Source organism: Clostridium akagii DSM 12554, from assembly GCF_000686725.1.
GTDB classification, from domain to species: Bacteria; Bacillota; Clostridia; order Clostridiales; family Clostridiaceae; genus Clostridium_I; species Clostridium_I akagii.
Window position 1 is genome coordinate 180,976 of sequence record NZ_KK366008.1, and the last position, 18,748, is coordinate 199,723.

Sequence of the window (18,748 nt, forward strand, 5' to 3'; positions counted from 1 at the left end):
TCTTTATTGTCATACTTTTATGGCACAAACAATTTAAGATGTAAAATCGGATAAACTTTCTCTTGCATCTTCAATAGTGCTGTATTCCTGAGTGTTTTTGTTGAATATTTTTTCATCCTCACCCTTTTGATTAATGTTCCCTTCACTCTCTACTAAGTTTAACTCTCCCTTGTTATTTGCCTGAAATATTTCATACTTTTCGCCATTGATTTTTGCCGCATATTTCCCTGGTGTGTATTTTTTTACACATAATAAAACATCCACATTTAACTTTAAATCATATCCGTTTTTATTCATATTTTCATATACTTCTTTTACTTTTTTTCCTGTAAAGCCTTCAACATCACTATTTGACTGCTTAATCGAATCCTCCACAATTTTATCTTTACCATTCTGAATATAATGTTTTTGGTCAACATATAACACCGGTACATCTTTTTTGATTACCGTTTCATCTTTTGAACTGTCTTTTACAAGATTCACCTTATTTGCATTAACTGCTTTTTCATTATTCCCATAAGCAATTTTATAATAATTTTTATATAATATGGCCATATTCTTTACTAAATTATTTCTATATCCATAGCAAAATGAAATCGCAAAAACTAAAATCAAAGATAAAATTCCTATTAATATTTTCTTATATTTACCCATATATAGTCCCATTGTAAAAACTCTTAATAAATATAAAATCAGCACATATAATTCATAAGATTTTCTACAACAATTCACCTCCTCCTATTGAGGAAGTATTGACAAAAAATTATATTTTATACATTAGCCATAAATATTTTTTACATTCCAGTAGAACCAAATCCACCTTCACCTCTGTCAGTTTTACTTAATTCTTTAACTTCCTCTATTTCAACATTTAGAGTTGGCTTTATAACCATTTGTGCTATCTTCATATTTTCTTCTACTATAAAAGGTTCTTTTCCATGGTTTATTAGTATAATTGCCACTTCACCTCTATATCCTTCGTCTATAGTTCCTGGACTATTTAAAACTGTAATTCCATATTTTAATGCAAGACCACTTCTAGGTCTAACCTGAGCTTCTGTATTTAATGGCAATTGCAGTTTAATACCTGTATTAATGAGTTTAATTTCACCAGGAGCTATCAAAACTTTTTCTACTGAAAACAAATCCATTCCTGCATCCCCTGAATGTGCGTAAAAAGGTATAATTGCTTTTTCATTTATTTTTTCTATTAATAATTTCATTTTTTCACTCCTTGAATTGTAAAACTTATTTATAGCTTATATTCCCTCTTTAATTCTAAGGTCCTCTTTTAAAATATGTTCAACTAGCCATTTGGCAATATAATCCAACAATTTCATTATTGTTTCATCTTGGTTTTTATCAATACTTTTAGCATCAAAATTGTTTAATACCCTAATAAATTCCGCATGTTGAACCTTTTGTGTAAATAGTCCTGTGTAATTTATGCTTGCCATATATTCTTCTTCATCATTAAAATGAAACTCTGTATAATCTTTAAGTTCTCCTACTATTAACATTATTTTATCATACTTATCTAAAGCAAAGTTATTTTTTAGCAATTGATATGCTCTTTCTCCAATTTCAAATAATTTTTCATGCTCTCGATCAATGAGCTGTACCCCTGTAATATATTCATCTTTCATTTCAAACATTATAAAATCCTCCTAATTAATCAATTTCATTTATTTATTCCACAATAATTTAACAATTAACTTATTTTATCACAATTTTCATATGTTTCAATAATAATTTATGTGAATTTTTGTTTACATATTATTTTAGATAACTTTCTATTGTGAGTAAAAAAATAGCAACCCCTAACTACTAAGGAGTTGTTATTTTTTCAGTATATCTAATTTTAAATTGCTACCTTTTCATCTTTTTGTTCTTCCTCTTCCCAGTCAGGTTGAGCTCCACGCATATATGACATTACTGCCGCTGCTAAGGTACAAATCAATGATATTGTGAATGCGGTTCTAAGTCCATGTATAAATTGGTTTATTTCAATACCTTGTGAACCAACTTGAGTTCCTACAAATAAAGCCTGCATAGCAGAAGGTGATATGCTAGAAGCTATGATAGCCATGGAAATTGCGATACTAAGTACATTTCCACCGTTGTTCATCATAGTTCTTACTCCTGCTGCAATGCCTCTTTTATCTTCAGGCACATTATTCATTACAGAGCTTGTATTTGGTGTAAAGAACAATCCTGATCCAGCACCCATTATGGCCATTAATATTGTAAGTTCTAAAGTAGAAGTAGTTGCTGATATAGTCATCATTCCTAAAAGTCCCACTCCTGATATCAAAAGTCCTACAGTGCTTAGAATCCTAGCGCCATACTTATCTGATAAATAGCCACTAATTGGTGATGTTATCATCATTGCAATAGCCAGTGGTGCTAGCAGCATTCCTGCGGTAAGAGGATCTATACCCTTAATTCCCTGAAAGAAAAATGTAAGCATTAAAGTTACTGCTCCCCTTGCTATACCATTAAGAAGGGTACTAGCATAGGCAAATGAAATTATTTTTATCTTAAACAATCTTAAATCTAACATTGGTTGTTCCGTTTTATTTTCAATATATATAAATAATGTCATTAACACTATGGCAATTATGAATAAAACAGGCACTAATATATTTTTCCAACTTCCAAAAGCACCTAATGTAAGTGCAACAAGAAGAGATAACATTCCAAATGAGAAAACAAAGGTTCCAAGAAAATCAAATTTTTGTTTCTCTGGTATTTTCATAGTTTCTTTAAGTTGTATTCCTGCCCATATAGTTCCTAAAATACCTATTGGAACGTTAATGTAGAAAATACTTCTCCATCCGCCAAATGTAACTAAAAATCCTCCAAGTATTGGTCCTATAACTGCTGCTACACTTATAACCATTCCATTAATCCCAAGAGCTTTTCCAAGCTCCCTTTTATCAAAAGCATCCGTTACAATAGATGTACTGTTTGCCACAAGAAGTGACCCTCCAATTGATTGTAATATTCTGAAAATCAAAAGTTGTAATCCCGTTTGTGAAAGTGAACATAAAATAGAAGCCACAGTAAACACAGCAAATCCACTCACATAAAGTTTTTTTCTTCCTACCATATCTGCTATTCTTCCTATTGAAGGTACTAGAATTGTCATAGCTAGCATATATCCCATAAGCACCCAAGTTATTATACTTAAACTTGCATGTAAACCCTTCATAATATTAGGAAGAGCTATTAGTAGTGATGTACCATTTAATACAGCCATTAGCGCGCCAAGTGAAGTGCATGAAAGTGCCACCCACTTATAATTATCTTTTTTTATCAATTTCGTACTTCCTCTCTTTAGTAGGCAACTTATGTCCTTTTCTTTAGACGTAAATCCTATTTTCTTAATTAGTTTGTTTTTTTATTACTTTATGCGGTTTTCTTTTCTTAGATGTTTTAACATGAAATTCATGAGATAAAACACTTATGTTCCCATCGACCTCCAAAACTGCTAAATCTATTTCTACTATAGTCGTAGCGCCATGCTCTCTTATTGCTTCCATTAATTCTTCCGAAGATATCTTTGCTTTAATTAAATTAATAGTGTTAAGATGTCCCTTATAAATTAAAAGAATTGCATGACCTTGTATTAATTTTCCAGCTCTAGGAAAACGATAAATAATTAATTTAAATATATAATTTACAACGAATAATGATAAAGCAGCTATAACACCACCGCCTAATGTTGAATCTGTTCCTACCATTGCATTTTGCACCGCATTGCTTATAAGAAGTATAAACACTAGATCAAATACAGATAACTGGGCCAATTCTTTTTTGCCAAAAATTCTTAATGCTACTACTATGAATATATATACGCAAATAGAACTAAACACAATATGTCCATATCCACTTATTGATGTAATCATTTTATCCTCCATAAAAAACATTCTAAATGTTTTAATATATACTTTATAACTAAACAACATTTTTAATATCAAATATAATATTCTATCCGTTCAATAATTTGGTTGGAAATTATTGAACGGATAGAATATTATATATAACTATTTGATTGATTGTATTAGAATAAATTCAGAATAGATGGTATAATAATATCTAAAAAAATGTTATTTTTTCGCATGTATTAAGTATAGCACTTAATTGCTATAATATCAAAAAATCTCACTTACCATATACCAAGTTATATCTATTGTACTTTATGAAAAAATAAGCTATAATACATATTGAGTTTTAATTTTGTAACGGGAGCTTATTAGTTGTTATATACTAATAAGCTCTTTTTTATTTTTTGTTATTCTCTTTGAAGCAATACGAGCAACACATTCAATTGCTTCCAAAGTTAGTTCATGACCCCTGCTCGATAAAAAACAACACCTCCACATATAGATTTATATATCTATACATAAAAGTGTTGTATGTCATTCCAAAACAATTTAAACACATATGTCACAATACTAATATGTCCATCAAAACATTACCCTTCCCACTCTTCAGGAAACTCAGCATTGTGGTACACTGATTGAACATCGTCATCAGCTTCAAGCTTGTCAATTAAATTTTGAACCTTTTCACAATCTTCAAGTTTCAAGGTTACAAGAATATCTGGAATCATTGTAAGTTCTGCTGATAAAAATTCATAACCTGCTTCTTCTAGAGCCACTCGCACAGAAGAGAAGTCTTCCATAGCTGTAGTTATTTCAAAAATTTCTTCTTGGCTATTAAAGTCTTCCGCACCAGCATCTAATGCTGCCATCATTACATCATCTTCGTCAATACCATCTTTTTTCTCAATAATAATTTGTCCTTTTTTTTGGAACATAAAAGAAACACAGCCATTTGCCCCTAAATTACCACCATTTCTATCCAATATATATCTTACACTACTTGCACTTCTGTTTTTATTTTCAGTTAATACCTTTATTATTACAGCAACTCCTGCAGGACCATATCCTTCATAAACTATTTCTTCAAAGTTAACTCCCTGTAGTTCACCAGCACCTTTTTTAACTGCTCTCATAATTGTATCTAGAGCCATATTACTAGCCTTTGCTTTTGCTATTACATCTCTAAGCTTTGCATTAAGATCTGGATTTGAACCATCTTTAGCTGCAACCGCTAATTCTTTGCCAATCTTTGTAAAGATTTGTCCCCTTTTAGCATCTGTTTTACCTTTTTTTAATTGAATGTTATGCCACTTTGAATGTCCTGACATAAAATATTCCCCCTAACTTTAACTTATATTCTATATAAATATTTATTTTATGTAAGTTTTACTTTAAATATTATATCACATAATATTTTACATTCAAATATCATTGCAATATTTAATACATATGAAAATGTAATCCACTAATTTATTAGGCATTCTAATAAATTAGTAAAATACTTTAAAATAGCCTATTTTCAATTTTAAAGTAATACCTTTCTTCTCCAACATTAAATGAACAATTTCCAGAAGAGATTTCATTAATTGCTGCCTTTGCCATTTCAATGTCTTCATTTTCAAATTTCAGTGATAAAACTATTTTATCTGTATACTCAGTATTGTCAATATACCATTTTTTCTTCTCAAACAAATATTGAAGTTTTCCTAAAAGATCATAATTAACCGTAACTAAAAGTGATTTTCCTTTAACTCTTAAAACTATTTTACCTTTGTTTATTGACTCAGAAGCCACTTTTGAATAAGCTCTTGCAAGTCCCCCTGCGCCAAGAAGTATTCCTCCAAAGTATCTTGTAACAACAATTGCCGTATCTGTTATGCCTTTCTTTTTTATCACGTCTAACACTGGTATTCCTGCTGTTCCTTGTGGTTCACCGTCATCAGTACGCCGCTGAATGCGCATGTCTTCACCAATTATATATGCGTAAACATTGTGTCTAGCGTCTTTGTGTTTACCCTTAATTTCAGCCACAAATTCTTTTGCTTCTTGTTCATTACTAACTCTCTTAACGTTTCCAATAAAAACAGATTTTTTTTCTTCAAGTTCAAAAGTTGCCGCATCTTTTACCGTATAATAACTCATAAAATATCAGACCTCTCCGCTTTCTATCATGTTAAAATAATCCTGGCAGAGTTTTTTCAAGTATTCTTTTTCAGTAGTTTGGAATATTTTTTTTACCTTATCCTCTGCATTCCTGCTTGCCATCTTTATAATCGCCTTTAGTGAATAAGAAACAACCTGTGGATTTTCATCATCTAGAGCTCTTTTTAGTGCATTTTCAAAATCCGGATTATTTATCTTTCCCATAGCTGATATTGCCATCCTTCTAACATTTACGAATTTATGTACAGATGCCTTTATTAAAATATCTTTACTATTAATATCTTTTAGTTCACCTATAATCCAAATTGCAGTTTCCTTATCCTTACCATGCATTTTAACGTAATTTTCCCTTATATGTTTTAGTATGGATACAGTATTTTTTTCGTCCAAATTACTTAGTAAAAGCTGCTTATCATTTTTTCCAGCCCTGGCAATACTACTTAGAAGTTCCTCAGCATTTTTGCTACTAGCTAAAAACCTATACTTAATTTTACCTTCAATTATGTGTTTTTGAACGATTTCTCTTGATATATTCCTAATCTTACTTATTACTTCAAGGGACTTACCTTCCAAGAACAGATAATATGATATCTCACTGTCATCATACTTTTCAATGTCATCCCAATTATATTCTACCAATCCATTTAACATATATATCACTTTACTCCAAAATTTTATTTATTATCTCAATCCCCTGCTTAATTTTTGTTTCCTCTGTTTGGGAATATCCTATTCTAAAAAACTTTGCTCCATCCTCACTATTTCTATAAAAAAGAACTCCTGGCGATATAAATACTTTTTTTTGCTTACATTTATAAAACAGTTTATCAGATTCAATGCCTATACTTTTATCAATTTTTAAATAGAAATTAAAACCGCCCCCTGGGCTATTAAAACTTACCTTATCCTTTAAAATATCCTTAATTGTATCTTCCATCACCTTATATCTTTTATTATATGTGATTTTTAGGTTTTGAATGTAATCTCTCCAATATCCCTTTATTATGTACAAGTCTAGTGCTCTTTGCATAAGACTTGAGGTTGATATATCAGTGTTTACCTTTGAACTCTCAACAGCTTCCTCTATCTTTTTAGGTACTATCATGTACCCAAGTCTTATTCCTGGTAGAAATATTTTAGAGAAACTCTTTATATATACAACCCTATCATTTTCATCTAGACTCTTAAAGCTTTGATATTTAACTTTTTCATCAAATATAAGCTCTGAAAGATAGTCATCTTCTATTATATAAAAATCATATTTCTCTGCAAGTTTTAATATTTCAATTTTTTTTGCATAACTATAGGACATTCCTGTTGGATTTTGAAAATAACTCATGGTATAAAAACATTTAATACTGTTCTTCTTTACTATTTTTTCAAACGCTTCTAGGTTTATACCATCATTTTCCATATTTGCTTCAAAAATATTAGCTCCTCTCCATTTAAAAACAAAAAGGGCTCCATTATAAGTTGGTTTTTCAACAATTACATTATCATTTACATTGATTATTGCCTTTGAAACAATATCTATACCTTGCTGTGCTCCAGAAACAATTAATATATCCTCTGCCCTTGACTTATCATTCCAGAAGTATTTACTTATACTCCTGCGAAGCCCAATATATCCCAAGGTTTCTTGGTTTACTAAGGCATTAACACCATCTCTATCTATAACTTCATTTATGACCTCTTTAAAATTTTCCATGGGGAAAACTACATTACAAGATGTTTCACCAGCAAAGTCTATATATTTGCTTGAACTTTCATTTCTTATCCTCTTAAAAGTTTCGGTATATTCTCTTCTGAGTCTTCTATTTGTATCCTTTTGTTTCGCATAACTTCCACTGCCAATTTTTTGAACTGCATATCCTTCCTGTTCTAGTTTTTTATATGCACTCACTATAGTATCATTATTTACACTTAAAAAATCCGAAAGTTTTCTTATGGGTGGCAACTTCTCCTCGTCTTTAATTTCGCCCAGCTCAATTAAATTTTTTATGTGTCTTGCTATTTGAATGTATTTAGGGATTTCTTCTAAAAAATCAATAGAATAGGCTTTCATTATTATCACATCCAATTCGTGTACATCTTAAGGAAAATAACTGTCCAATATATTAATCCATTATCTTGAAGATATTTTACTATAAATAGTACACATTTTCCTTGGTAAGAACTGTGCCATCATTAGTCTTGTAATCTCTACTTCCACGCTTAATTATATCTAATTGTAAAAGTTTTCCTAATATATCTTGAAAATTAATATCAAAATTTTTAAAAGCACCATCTTTTTTTATGTCCTCAGAACTTAGCATACAATCCTTACTACCCATAAATTTGATTAGAAATGATGCTAAAACCTTTATGTTCTCATCAACATATTTGTCCATGTAATGTATTATATTTTTTAGTGCAACCTCTGAATTTTCATTTTTAAAAAAGAATGCATCTACATAAACCTTAAATTCATCGTTTGTGTTCACCGCCATATTTATTGCATTATTATTTATCATATACCCTGATGAATTAATAAAAAGCTTAGAATATTCTTCGGCACACTCCATTGTAGATGCATATGTAGTATAGACAGAACCATTTCTTATATACTTTTTACAAACACCTAAGATTTTTATAAAATTACCTAGGTAAACTAAATTCCACCTAGCTCTATCAATATCAGAATAATATCTATCATTATCATATTTAGATGTTATATCCTTATCCTTTGAAAATACAAGCCTAGAACCTGCGAAAACTCTATGAAGAAACCCATCTTGAATATTGTGATTATGATAAAACAGTTTGTTTTTACTCAATAGCTTAATATGAACTGGAATGCTTTTTTCTATATTATATATATTTTTTATTTCATCTAATTTTTCATCAACTATGACAAATAAATCTATGTCAGATTCTTCCCACAAGTCTCCTGAAACCATGCTTCCAAAAACCATTACCGCCAAAACATTTTTATTTGAATTTAGTCTTTTTACAACATTATTGAAAATCTTCTGATATTGCAAGATTGTTTTTTTCAAAAATACTCCTCCTTTGCAAAATATCATTTAAGGCATCTAGCTTCCTTATTCTACACCATATATTCCTTATATTGATTATACGTTTTTTCATCTACGGAAGCAGTTATACTTGTTCCCTCTTCTAAATATTCTTCTTTTTCAACTTTTGCATTTTGATGTAAATTTGAAACCAAACTCTGAGCTGTGTATGGAATAATATATTTAGCTAACTTTAATTTGCTTGGAATTCCTAAAACCATCTCATTGAGTAATTCATCTAAATTGATATTTTGTTTAGCTGAAATTTTAACTATTTTCATAGTTTTATACTTTTCTTCTATGGCTTTAATTTGGATTTCATCGGCCTTATCTATTTTATTTAATACAATAATAGTATTTTTCCCACTTACTCCAAGTTCTTCTAGCACATTATTTACAGCTTCAATCTGCTCAAATACCGTATCACTAGAACTGTCTACTACGTGTAAAAGTAAATCTGAAAAAACTACTTCCTCCAATGTGGACTTAAAAGCTTCCACTAAATCATGTGGGAGTTTTCTTACAAAACCAACAGTATCTGTAACCGTAGCCACCCTGTTGTCCGGTAAAATAATTGCTCTTGTTGTTACGTCTAACGTTGCAAATAACATGTCAGCTTCAAATACATTTTCTTTTTTTGTTATATCACCTGGAGCTGCTATATTGCAAAGGGCATTTCTAAGAGTTGATTTTCCTGCATTTGTATATCCAACTAAAGATATTTTAGGTATATTTTCGTTGGTTCTTCTTTCCCTTTGAACTTCCCGAGTTTTTCTAATTTTTTCAATCTCCTGAGTTAAATCATAGACTCTTTCTCTTATGTGCCTCTTGTCAATTTCTAATTTTTTCTCTCCTGGTCCCTTTGTTCCAATTCCTCCACCTGATCTTGAAAGTTCAGATCCAATTCCAACAATTCTTGGAAGTCTGTATTTAAGTTGTGCTAGTTCAACTTGAATCTTTGATTCTTTGCTTCTTGCCCTTCTCGCAAATATTTCAAGTATTAGAGTTGTCCTATCGATAACCTTTACTCCAAGTGCCTCCTCTAGATTTCTTACCTGAGATCCTGCAAGTTCATCATCAAAGATAATTAAATTAGCGTACACGCTTTGCTTAATCAAATTGATCTCATCAATTTTTCCACTTCCAATATAATAGGCGGAATCTATTTTTTTAATTTTCTGAATAACAGTGTAAACACATTTAACGTCGCAGGCTTTTGCGAGTTCCGAAAGTTCTTCAAGTATTTCCTCACTTCCGGTTCCAACAATGATTGCCCTTTCAGAATTATCTTCAATAATATTCTCTTTACTTATTATATTTTCAATGTATTTAATCTTATCAACTAAATCAATATTAATTATAGCCTTAAGACTAAGTTTTTCCTGCAATTCAGGGGCTAAAACGTTATTAAATATGCTACAAAACCCTATTGATACATCTGTTAGATTCCCTTCCAGTACTCCAAGGGCTACAATGCAGTCTAGTTTTAGTTTTAGTAGCGCCGAAATATCTATAGAAGAAAGTCTTGAATTTCCATTTGGGTGAGTGTGAACTATCTTAACTCCAGATAACTTTTTTTCCTTTATATCTACAAGGGGTAGTTCCACAGCCCTGCTGTCCCCAACAGTAACACTTAAAATATTGCCTTTTCTATCTATAGCAACACTTATTTCTCGATTTATCATACTTGTCACATTACATATAACTTCACATAGCTGCTCAGTAAGTGAACTATATTTTGGGATTTTCATATCATATATCTCTTCTAATTTATCTAAAAGGGATTTTTTTACTCCGTCTATACTTCCATATATCATAATTTTCATCCTCTTTTTTATTATTTATTTAACATACACCTAATAATAGTTTAACAATTTATTTATAATTCTATACTATTACAACATTGCTGTAAATAGTAATAGGTTAAGAGTTTGCCTCTAATTAATGACTTAATTTCAGTAATTATTCTAAAAGAATTGAAATATAATAAAATTATTGTTAATATTGATAGTATGATTTTAATTTCATATGGAGGTTACTAATGAACGAAAAGGAAAGAAATATACTAATTACAGAAGAAGAAATAAGTAAAAGGGTCAAAGAACTAGGTGCAGAAATTTCAAAAAAGTACCTAGGTAAAAAACTTTATGTTTTGTCTTTACTAAGAGGAAGTTTCATTTATACTGCAGATCTAGTAAGAGCAATAGATATTGAAGTGAAAATAGGTTTTATGACTACTTCAAGTTATGGTGATTCAGAAAATAGTTCAGGGATTGTTAAAATAGTAAATGATATTCCTGATGATATTACTGGCTATGATGTTCTTATAGTTGATGATATAATAGATACAGGAATAACAATGGATTTTGTTATTAAACATGTTAAGACACTTAATGCAAATAGCGTTCAATGTTGCGTGCTATTAAACAAAGCAGAAAGAAGACAAGTGCCCTTAGAACCTGATTTTTGCTGTTTTGATATAGAAGACGTTTTTGTAGTAGGTTATGGCTTAAATTTTGGTGATTACTACAGAAATGTACCTTATATATTTAATTGGAAAGACTTATAAGAATAATATTGCTAATTTACTAACCTAAAATACTGACTATGTATTTTAAGATTGCTAGGTGTAACCAGCTAATCATGCTGGTTACTATTTTTTTCTGGAAGATTAAAACCAGCACTTTTTAAGTCAAAATTTAAAACTGTACTTGGAACTTTTCCTATAATTATTGTTTCAGCAACAGGTATTTGGCTTTTTACATTTATTCTATCATTGCTTAGTGGTAGTATAATATTTACCTGAGTAGCTACATTAATATAAATTTTATGTCTAGTTTGATTTATTCCTGCATTCTGAAATTCAGATATATACTCAGTATCAATACTTCCAATTGGCTCTGCATTTACAATTACTGAAGGTCCAAAACTGGAAATAATATTATTTTTAAATATGTATGACAACGGAATCTTTACCTCAATATTTCCTGATTTATTTAATTCACTTTGAGCATTTATAGCTACTCTGCACGCAATTTTATTCATCATCATTGTATCTGCTTTTAGCATCATTATATTTCCAGATGAATCTTTTTCTACTTTAATAACTTGATCATAGTTAAAATTATTATATTCATTAAGTATTGCTTTATTAATAGTTGAGACAGTTTTTTTTCTCACCTCAGCCTCTGCAATTTTTGTGATAGTAGGGCTTATTGATGTGTCAAATTTATATAAAAACATATTGAAAAAAAATAATATTGCTAGTAACAAACCTATTATTTTTATCTTAGTATTAATTTGCAACTTAACCTCTCCCCTGGCCTTGATAATAATTAATATGTTTGAAAATTAGATAAATTACATATTTTACTATATAATAGTTTTATACAATTCTTGATGTTAATATTTTATTAATATAATACTTGCTCACTGCTAATTTATTAATTTCAGTTAATATGCTATAATATAAACGCATTAGCGCAATTAAGGAGGATATTTTATGGCAAATAATACAAATGGCAAAAAAAGTAGCAATTCTAAAACACCTAATAAAGATGTAAAGAAAAAAATAGCAAAGAAGAAAAAAAGACCAGTACTTAGATTCTTCAAAATATTTTTTCTTTCATTTTTATGCGTGGTTATAATAGGCTCTGTTGCTACTTTTGGTGTTGTTCTAGCTATGATTAAAACAGCACCAGCCTTAGACATAAATGGAACAATATTAGATTTGGATCAAAACTCAACATTATATGATGATAAGGGTCAATCAATGGATACTGTAATAACCACACAAAAAAGAACGGTTGTTAGCTTGTCTTCCATTCCTAAGAATTTATCTCATGCCTTTATAAGTATAGAAGATGAGCGATTTTATCAACATGGTGGAATTGATGTAAAACGAATTGCAAGTGCCATGTTTTATGATGTTTTAAGCAAGATTCATAGGCAAAATAACATTCAAGGGGCTTCTACAATTACTCAAGAACTTATTAAGCAAAGAATGTTTTTAACTGATTCCCTTCAAAACAGAATATCAATTAAAAGGAAGGTTCAAGAGGCATATCTTGCTACAGAACTTGAAAAATCTCTTACAAAGGATCAGATTTTAGAAGCATATATGAACACTATATATTTAGGCGGTCAAGCCAATGGTGTTGAGGCAGCAGCTCAGCAATATTTTGGTACTGATGTAAACAATCTAAACCTTATTCAGTCAGCTTTTTTAGCAGGTCTCGTTCAAGGTCCATCTAAATATTATCCGCTTTCAAACTCAGCAAAAAAAGATCCCTCAGTATATATTAACCGGACCAAAACAGTGCTAGAAACCATGCGTGAAAACAACTACATAAGTGACTCAGATTATACTAGCTCAATTAATGATTTGAATTCTGGAAAGCTTACCTTTATAAAAAATAATTCTAGTAATTCTTATTATAATTATGCTTGGTTTTCCTCTTCTGCGGTTTCTGCAGTTAAGAGTGATCTTAAAGCTCAGTATAACTATACTGATGAGCAAGTTGATAACTTACTTACAAATGGTGGTCTGAAAATATATACTACAATGGATAAGACTATGGAGGACTCTGTTACTTCTATTATGAATGATACTAAATCATATGGTAATGCTAGTAGTTCTTTTTCAGTAAAAAATGGTATACGTTCACCACAATCCTCAGCAACCGTTACAGATTATCGTACAGGACAAGTGAAAGTACTAATTGGTGGAACAGGTCAGCAACCTCCTGCATCATATAATAGATCAGGTACTAGTTATAATAATCCAGTAGGTTCAAGTATGAAACCACTAGCAGTATATGCCCCTGGTATTGACACTAAAGCAATAACAGAGAGTACTGTAGTGGATGATTCTCCGCTTTCCCCTGAGATTTCAAATAAGTATGTTGGCAGTGATGGAAAACCCTATCAGCCTAAAGACGACAATGGTTACAGTGGTCCTCAAACAATAAAAACAGCAATAACAAATTCTATTAATGTTATTGCTGTAAAAGTTGAAGATAAGATTGGCGTTTCAATTGGTGCTAGCTATGCACAAAAATTTGGTCTTACCTTGGATGATGTAGATAAGAATCCTACAAGTATAGCTGCTATGGCACTTGGCCAACTTAATCACGGAAGCAATACAACCGCTATGTCTTCAGCTTACGGTACTTTTGGTAATGGTGGCGTACTTGTAACCCCTAAGGTTTATACAAAAGTTGTTGACAGCAAAGGCGCTGTTATTTTGGATAACACTCAACCTACCTCCAAAAGAGTAATATCAGCTGATGCAGCCTATATTATGTATGATATGTTAAAAGGTCCAGTTAGTTCTAGTGGAACTGGTTCAAATGCTTCCAAATATACAACTATGCCTGTAGCTGGTAAAACTGGTACTACAACTAACAGTTTTAACCTTTGGTTTTGTGGACTTTCTCCATATTATTCCGCAGCAGTTTGGATAGGAAATGATAAACCAACAGCATTAAGTTCAACTTTTAATAGTAATGTTTCTGCAAATGTTTGGGGACTTATTATGGCTGACGTAACAAAAAATCAGCCCATTAAGGATTTAACCGCTCCAGATGATTTAACAAATATAGGTGGCAATTATTATATTGACGGTACTGCTCCAACGGTTATAGCTCCGCCAGTTACACCACCTGCAGCAACACCTCCACCACAAAATCAAACTACTACGAATAATGCTACACCTAAAGTTGATAATACTGTTACTGATACTACTGGTACTGGTAACACTGGCACTGGCAATACTGGTACTGGTAACACCGGCACTGGTAACACTGGCACTGGTAACACCGGCACTGGTAACACCGGCACTGGTAACACCGGCACTGGTAACACCGGCACTGGTAACACTGGCACTGGTAACACTGGCACCACGAAATAACATAATTAAATAAATTTATAATTATTGAAAAGAGGGATATAAGTAGATTTAGGTAAACAAAATCTACTTATATCCCTCTTTTATTGATTTTTGCATTTCAATCAGAAAAGCCCTCATTAACTCATGACCTTAACTGTTTTCAGTAGTTATTCCTTTGTCTTTGGATTGAAAATCAAAGCCATTATATATCCAAAGAGTATTGCCGCACCTATTCCTCCAGCTGTACCCTTAATACCTCCAGTAAACGCTCCAATTATACCCTTTGAATCAACTTCCTTAATGGTAGCCTTTGCAAGGCTATATCCGAACCCTGGCAATGGAACCGTTGCTCCCGCCTTTCCAACCTTTACAATAGTTCCATAAATATTTAGTGCACCTAAAATCACTCCCAATGTAACAAAACAAACAACTATCCTTGCAGGTGTAAAAGATGTTTTATCCATAAGTATTTGACCAATAACACAAATCAGCCCGCCTACAATAAAAGCCATTAAATAATCCATATAATCACCCTCCATATTCTATTGCCACAGCGTGGGCAATACCTGGTATTGTTTCACCTTGAAGGCTTGAAGTAGTGCTTAGGAGAGCTCCTGTTGACAATATCAATACTCTTTTAAGTTTACCACTTAACATATTTTTATATATATATCCACAATCCACTACTGCCGAACAGCCACAACCACTTCCACCAGCATTAGTTTCTTGACTTGATCCATATATTTCGTCTCCGCAGTCTATATATTTTTCTTCTATATCATAGCCATATTCTTTAAGTAATTTTGATGTTATATCTTTGCCGTACTTACCTAAATCCCCTGTAGCAATAAGATCATAATCATCTGGTCCTCTACCTGTATCCTGAAAATGTTGTTTTATTGTATCTATGGCTGCTGGTGCCATGGATGCTCCCATATTATTAACATCTGTAATTCCATAATCTTTAACCTTTCCAGTAGTAACATAAGATATATATGGATAATTTCCCGTTTTCCCAAGAATCATTGCCCCAGCTCCCGTCACTGTCCAATGTGCTGTTGGATGTCTTTGACTACCATATTCAAGTGGATATCTAAATTGCCTCTCAGCAGATGAAAAATGTGACGAAGTAGCTGCAAGAAGATAATTTGCAAAACCGGCTTCCATAATCATAGCACCAAGACTTAAAGATTCTGTCATAGTCGAACATGCTCCGTATAATCCTATAAATGGTATATCAAGGTCCCTTGCAGCAAAATTCGAGGAACTAATCTGATTTAACAAATCCCCTGCCAGAAGATAGTTAATATCCGTTTCCTGAATTTTAGCCTTCTTTATACATTCTGTAATAGCCTTATATAATATACTGCTTTCCGCCTTCTCATAGCTTTTTTGACCATTTAAATCATCCTTAAGTATTAGATCAAAATATTCGCTTAATGGTCCTTCTCCTTCTTTAGGACCAACTACTGAATAAGCTGAAATTATTTTAGGTTTACTATCTAATTTAATTGATTGTTTGCCAATTCTTTTTCCCAAAACCATATCACCTACTTATAAAATAGTATATTACGCCTACGATTATTGAAGAGCCTATTCCATATACCAAAACAGGACCAGCAATAGTAAACATCTTTGCACCCACCCCAAGAATATAGCCCTCTTTTTTGAATTCAATTGCCGGTGCAACAATGGAGTTTGCAAATCCTGTAATTGGTACTACTGTTCCAGCTCCAGCAAAATTTGCAATTTTGTCATATATGCCTATCCCCGTCAAAAGTGCCCCTATGAATATCATAATTATTGTTACCCATGTACTTGTGTCTTCCATAGATACACCATTACTAATTAGAAGATTATAAAAAAATTGTCCTATATCACATATTAAGCCACCAACTATAAAAGCGTAAACACAATTTTTAGCTAGTTTAGATTTAGGAGAACTCTCATCTGTAACTTTGTGGAAATTTTCCTTTATTTTATTCTCTTTAACTTGCATATACATATCTCCTTTCAGAAATATTATTTACATTTAAAACTATTTTAATCCTAAAATAAAAGAAATTAAGTGGATAGCAAACTTACGTCCTGCTAACCACTTAATCTCTCTTTCATAACTTTTAAAACTTTTTTTTCTATCCTGGATACTTGTACTTGACTTATCCCTAACATACCAGCAACTTGTATTTGCGTCTTATCCTTAAAATATCTAAGAATTATTACTTGTCTAGATTTTTTATCTAAATTGCTAAGTACATCTTTAAGTGCTATTTTATCTAAAACTTCATCATCACTATTCTCAGTTTCACTAAGTTTATCAATAAGCATTACCGGTGAACCGTCATCTTGATGAATTACATCATAAAGATACTGTAGGCTATTTGAAGATTCTGTAGCAAGTAATATTTCTTCAACATTTAAGCCTGAATATTTTGATAATTCCTCCAGAGTGGGATCCCTATTTAATTCTTTTGTCAATGCTTCTTTATCATAATGAATTTTTCTTGCAGTGTTTTTTATACTCCTACTTACTTTAATTATTCCATCATCTCTTAAAAATCTCTTTATTTCTCCCATTATCATTGGAACTGCATACGTAGAAAATTTAACCCCGAAATTTGAATCAAAATTGTTTATTGCCTTTATAAGTCCTAAACAACCTATTTGGAAAATGTCATCATATTCATAACCCCTATTCAAAAATCTTTTACTTATGGATGATACAAGTGGTAAATTGTTTGCCACCAATTGGTCAAGGGCTTCCTTATCTCCCTTTTGTGCTTTTCCGATTAAATATAAATTCCCATTGTAATCATGTCCCTCATTTTTTATCAATTCTTTACCCATAGTTTCCAAGTATAAACTCGTATCTCACTCCTCTCATAAAATATTTTCTATTCCAGTGAAGAAAACACTTTTTTCATTCTAATCCTTGTACCAACATTTTCTGAAGATTCTATTTCAACACTGTCCATGAATGTTTCCATTACAGTAAATCCCATCCCTGATCTTTCAAGATCTGGCCTAGAAGTATATAATGGTTCCCTTGCTTTTTTGATATCACTAATGCCACAGCCTTCATCCATAACGGAGATGCTTATTTCATTTTTGTTTAATATGCTTTCAATTATGACTTTTCCTTCCTTATTATCTCCATATCCATGTATAATGGCATTTGTAACTGCTTCAGATACCGCAGTCTTAACATCAGATATTTCTTCCAATGTTGGATCTAACTGTGATGCAAAAGCAGCCACTGCAACTCTTGCAAAACTTTCATTTTGAGATCTGCTCGAGAACTCAATTTTCATCATATTTTCACTCATTTTTATCCCCCCAAAACCAATCCTTAAATTATACTAAGTGCTTCTTCTAAAGTTTTATAAGATTTTACAATTTTAAATAGTCCTGATAGCTGAAATATCCTCTCAACTGACCCCTTAGCATTAGCTATACATATTGTACCCTTTTTCATGGAAAGCTTTTTATATCTACCAATTATCACGCCTATTCCAGAGCTGTCCATAAAGTTAACATGATCAAAATTCATAATAACTTTGTTTGTGCTGACCATATCAATTCTGTCATCAATTTTAATTCTAACTTCCTCTGCACTATGATGATCAAGCTCTCCGGTAAGCGTTACAATAAGCTTATCATCTTTACTTTCAAATTCAATATACATTAGTATCCCCCCATGGTATTTACTTAAAAACAGTTATAATTTGTATATTCTATATTATAACTTT

20 protein-coding genes are annotated in these 18,748 nt (G+C 31.4%); 2 read left to right on the forward strand and 18 right to left on the reverse strand.

Annotated features, from left to right (window positions below):
* Positions 1-33: 33 nt before the first annotated feature.
* The 11 genes from BR66_RS0119375 to hflX all read right to left on the reverse strand — a co-directional run bounded on the left by BR66_RS0119375 (position 34) and on the right by hflX (position 10,926).
* Positions 34-666 (reverse strand): hypothetical protein, encoded by a 633-nt coding sequence (locus tag BR66_RS0119375; RefSeq protein WP_242841187.1) that lies wholly within the window; start codon positions 664-666, stop codon positions 34-36.
* Between the two features lie 128 nt (positions 667-794).
* Positions 795-1,223 carry a dUTP diphosphatase gene (dut, locus tag BR66_RS0119380; RefSeq protein WP_026884389.1) on the reverse strand — a complete coding sequence of 143 codons (429 nt, stop codon included), beginning with the start codon at positions 1,221-1,223 and terminating at the stop codon, positions 795-797.
* 36 nt (positions 1,224-1,259) lie between these two features.
* Positions 1,260-1,655, reverse strand: a complete 396-nt coding sequence (locus BR66_RS0119385; RefSeq protein ID WP_026884390.1) for a bacteriohemerythrin — start codon at positions 1,653-1,655, stop codon at positions 1,260-1,262.
* A 206-nt stretch (positions 1,656-1,861) separates the two neighbouring features.
* Complete coding sequence (locus BR66_RS0119390; protein WP_341350080.1) at positions 1,862-3,322, reverse strand: MFS transporter; 1,461 nt, start codon at positions 3,320-3,322, stop codon at positions 1,862-1,864.
* 64 nt (positions 3,323-3,386) lie between these two features.
* The gene (locus tag BR66_RS0119395; RefSeq protein ID WP_035796661.1) at positions 3,387-3,911 is read right to left on the reverse strand and encodes a DUF421 domain-containing protein; all 525 of its coding nucleotides are present in this window, start codon (positions 3,909-3,911) and stop codon (positions 3,387-3,389) included.
* Positions 3,912-4,480: 569 nt separating this feature from the next.
* Positions 4,481-5,218: a YebC/PmpR family DNA-binding transcriptional regulator gene (locus tag BR66_RS0119400; protein ID WP_026884393.1), complete on the reverse strand. Its 738-nt coding sequence runs from the start codon at positions 5,216-5,218 to the stop codon at positions 4,481-4,483.
* 175 nt (positions 5,219-5,393) lie between these two features.
* The gene (locus BR66_RS0119405) at positions 5,394-6,032 is read right to left on the reverse strand and encodes a YigZ family protein (RefSeq protein ID WP_026884394.1); all 639 of its coding nucleotides are present in this window, start codon (positions 6,030-6,032) and stop codon (positions 5,394-5,396) included.
* A 6-nt stretch (positions 6,033-6,038) separates the two neighbouring features.
* On the reverse strand, positions 6,039-6,704 hold the full coding sequence (locus BR66_RS0119410; protein WP_026884395.1) for a HEAT repeat domain-containing protein: 666 nt from the start codon (positions 6,702-6,704) through the stop codon (positions 6,039-6,041).
* 10 nt (positions 6,705-6,714) lie between these two features.
* On the reverse strand, positions 6,715-8,118 hold the full coding sequence (gene pdxR, locus BR66_RS0119415; RefSeq protein WP_026884396.1) for a MocR-like pyridoxine biosynthesis transcription factor PdxR: 1,404 nt from the start codon (positions 8,116-8,118) through the stop codon (positions 6,715-6,717).
* Between the two features lie 79 nt (positions 8,119-8,197).
* Positions 8,198-9,091 (reverse strand): nucleotidyltransferase domain-containing protein, encoded by an 894-nt coding sequence (locus BR66_RS0119420; protein WP_026884397.1) that lies wholly within the window; start codon positions 9,089-9,091, stop codon positions 8,198-8,200.
* Positions 9,092-9,141: 50 nt separating this feature from the next.
* Complete coding sequence (gene hflX / locus BR66_RS0119425) at positions 9,142-10,926, reverse strand: GTPase HflX (protein WP_026884398.1); 1,785 nt, start codon at positions 10,924-10,926, stop codon at positions 9,142-9,144.
* Positions 10,927-11,150: 224 nt separating this feature from the next.
* Between hflX and hpt the strand changes: the two genes are divergently transcribed.
* Positions 11,151-11,678 carry a hypoxanthine phosphoribosyltransferase gene (hpt, locus tag BR66_RS0119430; RefSeq protein WP_026884399.1) on the forward strand — a complete coding sequence of 176 codons (528 nt, stop codon included), beginning with the start codon at positions 11,151-11,153 and terminating at the stop codon, positions 11,676-11,678.
* A gap of 68 nt (positions 11,679-11,746) precedes the next feature.
* On the opposite strand, the gene yunB is transcribed toward hpt, so the two are convergent.
* A complete protein-coding gene (yunB, locus tag BR66_RS0119435; protein WP_026884400.1) occupies positions 11,747-12,415 on the reverse strand; it encodes a sporulation protein YunB in 669 nt (222 codons plus the stop codon).
* 196 nt (positions 12,416-12,611) lie between these two features.
* Between yunB and BR66_RS24325 the strand changes: the two genes are divergently transcribed.
* Positions 12,612-15,020 (forward strand): transglycosylase domain-containing protein, encoded by a 2,409-nt coding sequence (locus BR66_RS24325; protein WP_051624316.1) that lies wholly within the window; start codon positions 12,612-12,614, stop codon positions 15,018-15,020.
* 146 nt (positions 15,021-15,166) lie between these two features.
* Here BR66_RS24325 and spoVAE read toward each other — a convergent pair whose 3' ends face one another.
* From spoVAE to spoIIAA, 6 genes are all read right to left on the reverse strand, one after another.
* Positions 15,167-15,523, reverse strand: a complete 357-nt coding sequence (gene spoVAE, locus BR66_RS0119445; RefSeq protein WP_026884401.1) for a stage V sporulation protein AE — start codon at positions 15,521-15,523, stop codon at positions 15,167-15,169.
* Between the two features lie 4 nt (positions 15,524-15,527).
* Positions 15,528-16,538: a stage V sporulation protein AD gene (spoVAD, locus tag BR66_RS0119450; protein WP_026884402.1), complete on the reverse strand. Its 1,011-nt coding sequence runs from the start codon at positions 16,536-16,538 to the stop codon at positions 15,528-15,530.
* 7 nt (positions 16,539-16,545) lie between these two features.
* Positions 16,546-16,998, reverse strand: coding sequence for a stage V sporulation protein AC (spoVAC, locus tag BR66_RS0119455; protein WP_026884403.1), 453 nt, complete (start codon positions 16,996-16,998; stop codon positions 16,546-16,548).
* Positions 16,999-17,090: 92 nt separating this feature from the next.
* A complete protein-coding gene (sigF, locus tag BR66_RS0119460) occupies positions 17,091-17,846 on the reverse strand; it encodes an RNA polymerase sporulation sigma factor SigF (RefSeq protein ID WP_026884404.1) in 756 nt (251 codons plus the stop codon).
* A 47-nt stretch (positions 17,847-17,893) separates the two neighbouring features.
* Entirely contained in the window at positions 17,894-18,325 is a 432-nt protein-coding gene (gene spoIIAB / locus BR66_RS0119465) for an anti-sigma F factor (protein WP_026884405.1), read from the reverse strand.
* 23 nt (positions 18,326-18,348) lie between these two features.
* Positions 18,349-18,684: an anti-sigma F factor antagonist gene (spoIIAA, locus tag BR66_RS0119470; protein ID WP_026884406.1), complete on the reverse strand. Its 336-nt coding sequence runs from the start codon at positions 18,682-18,684 to the stop codon at positions 18,349-18,351.
* Positions 18,685-18,748: the final 64 nt, after the last annotated feature.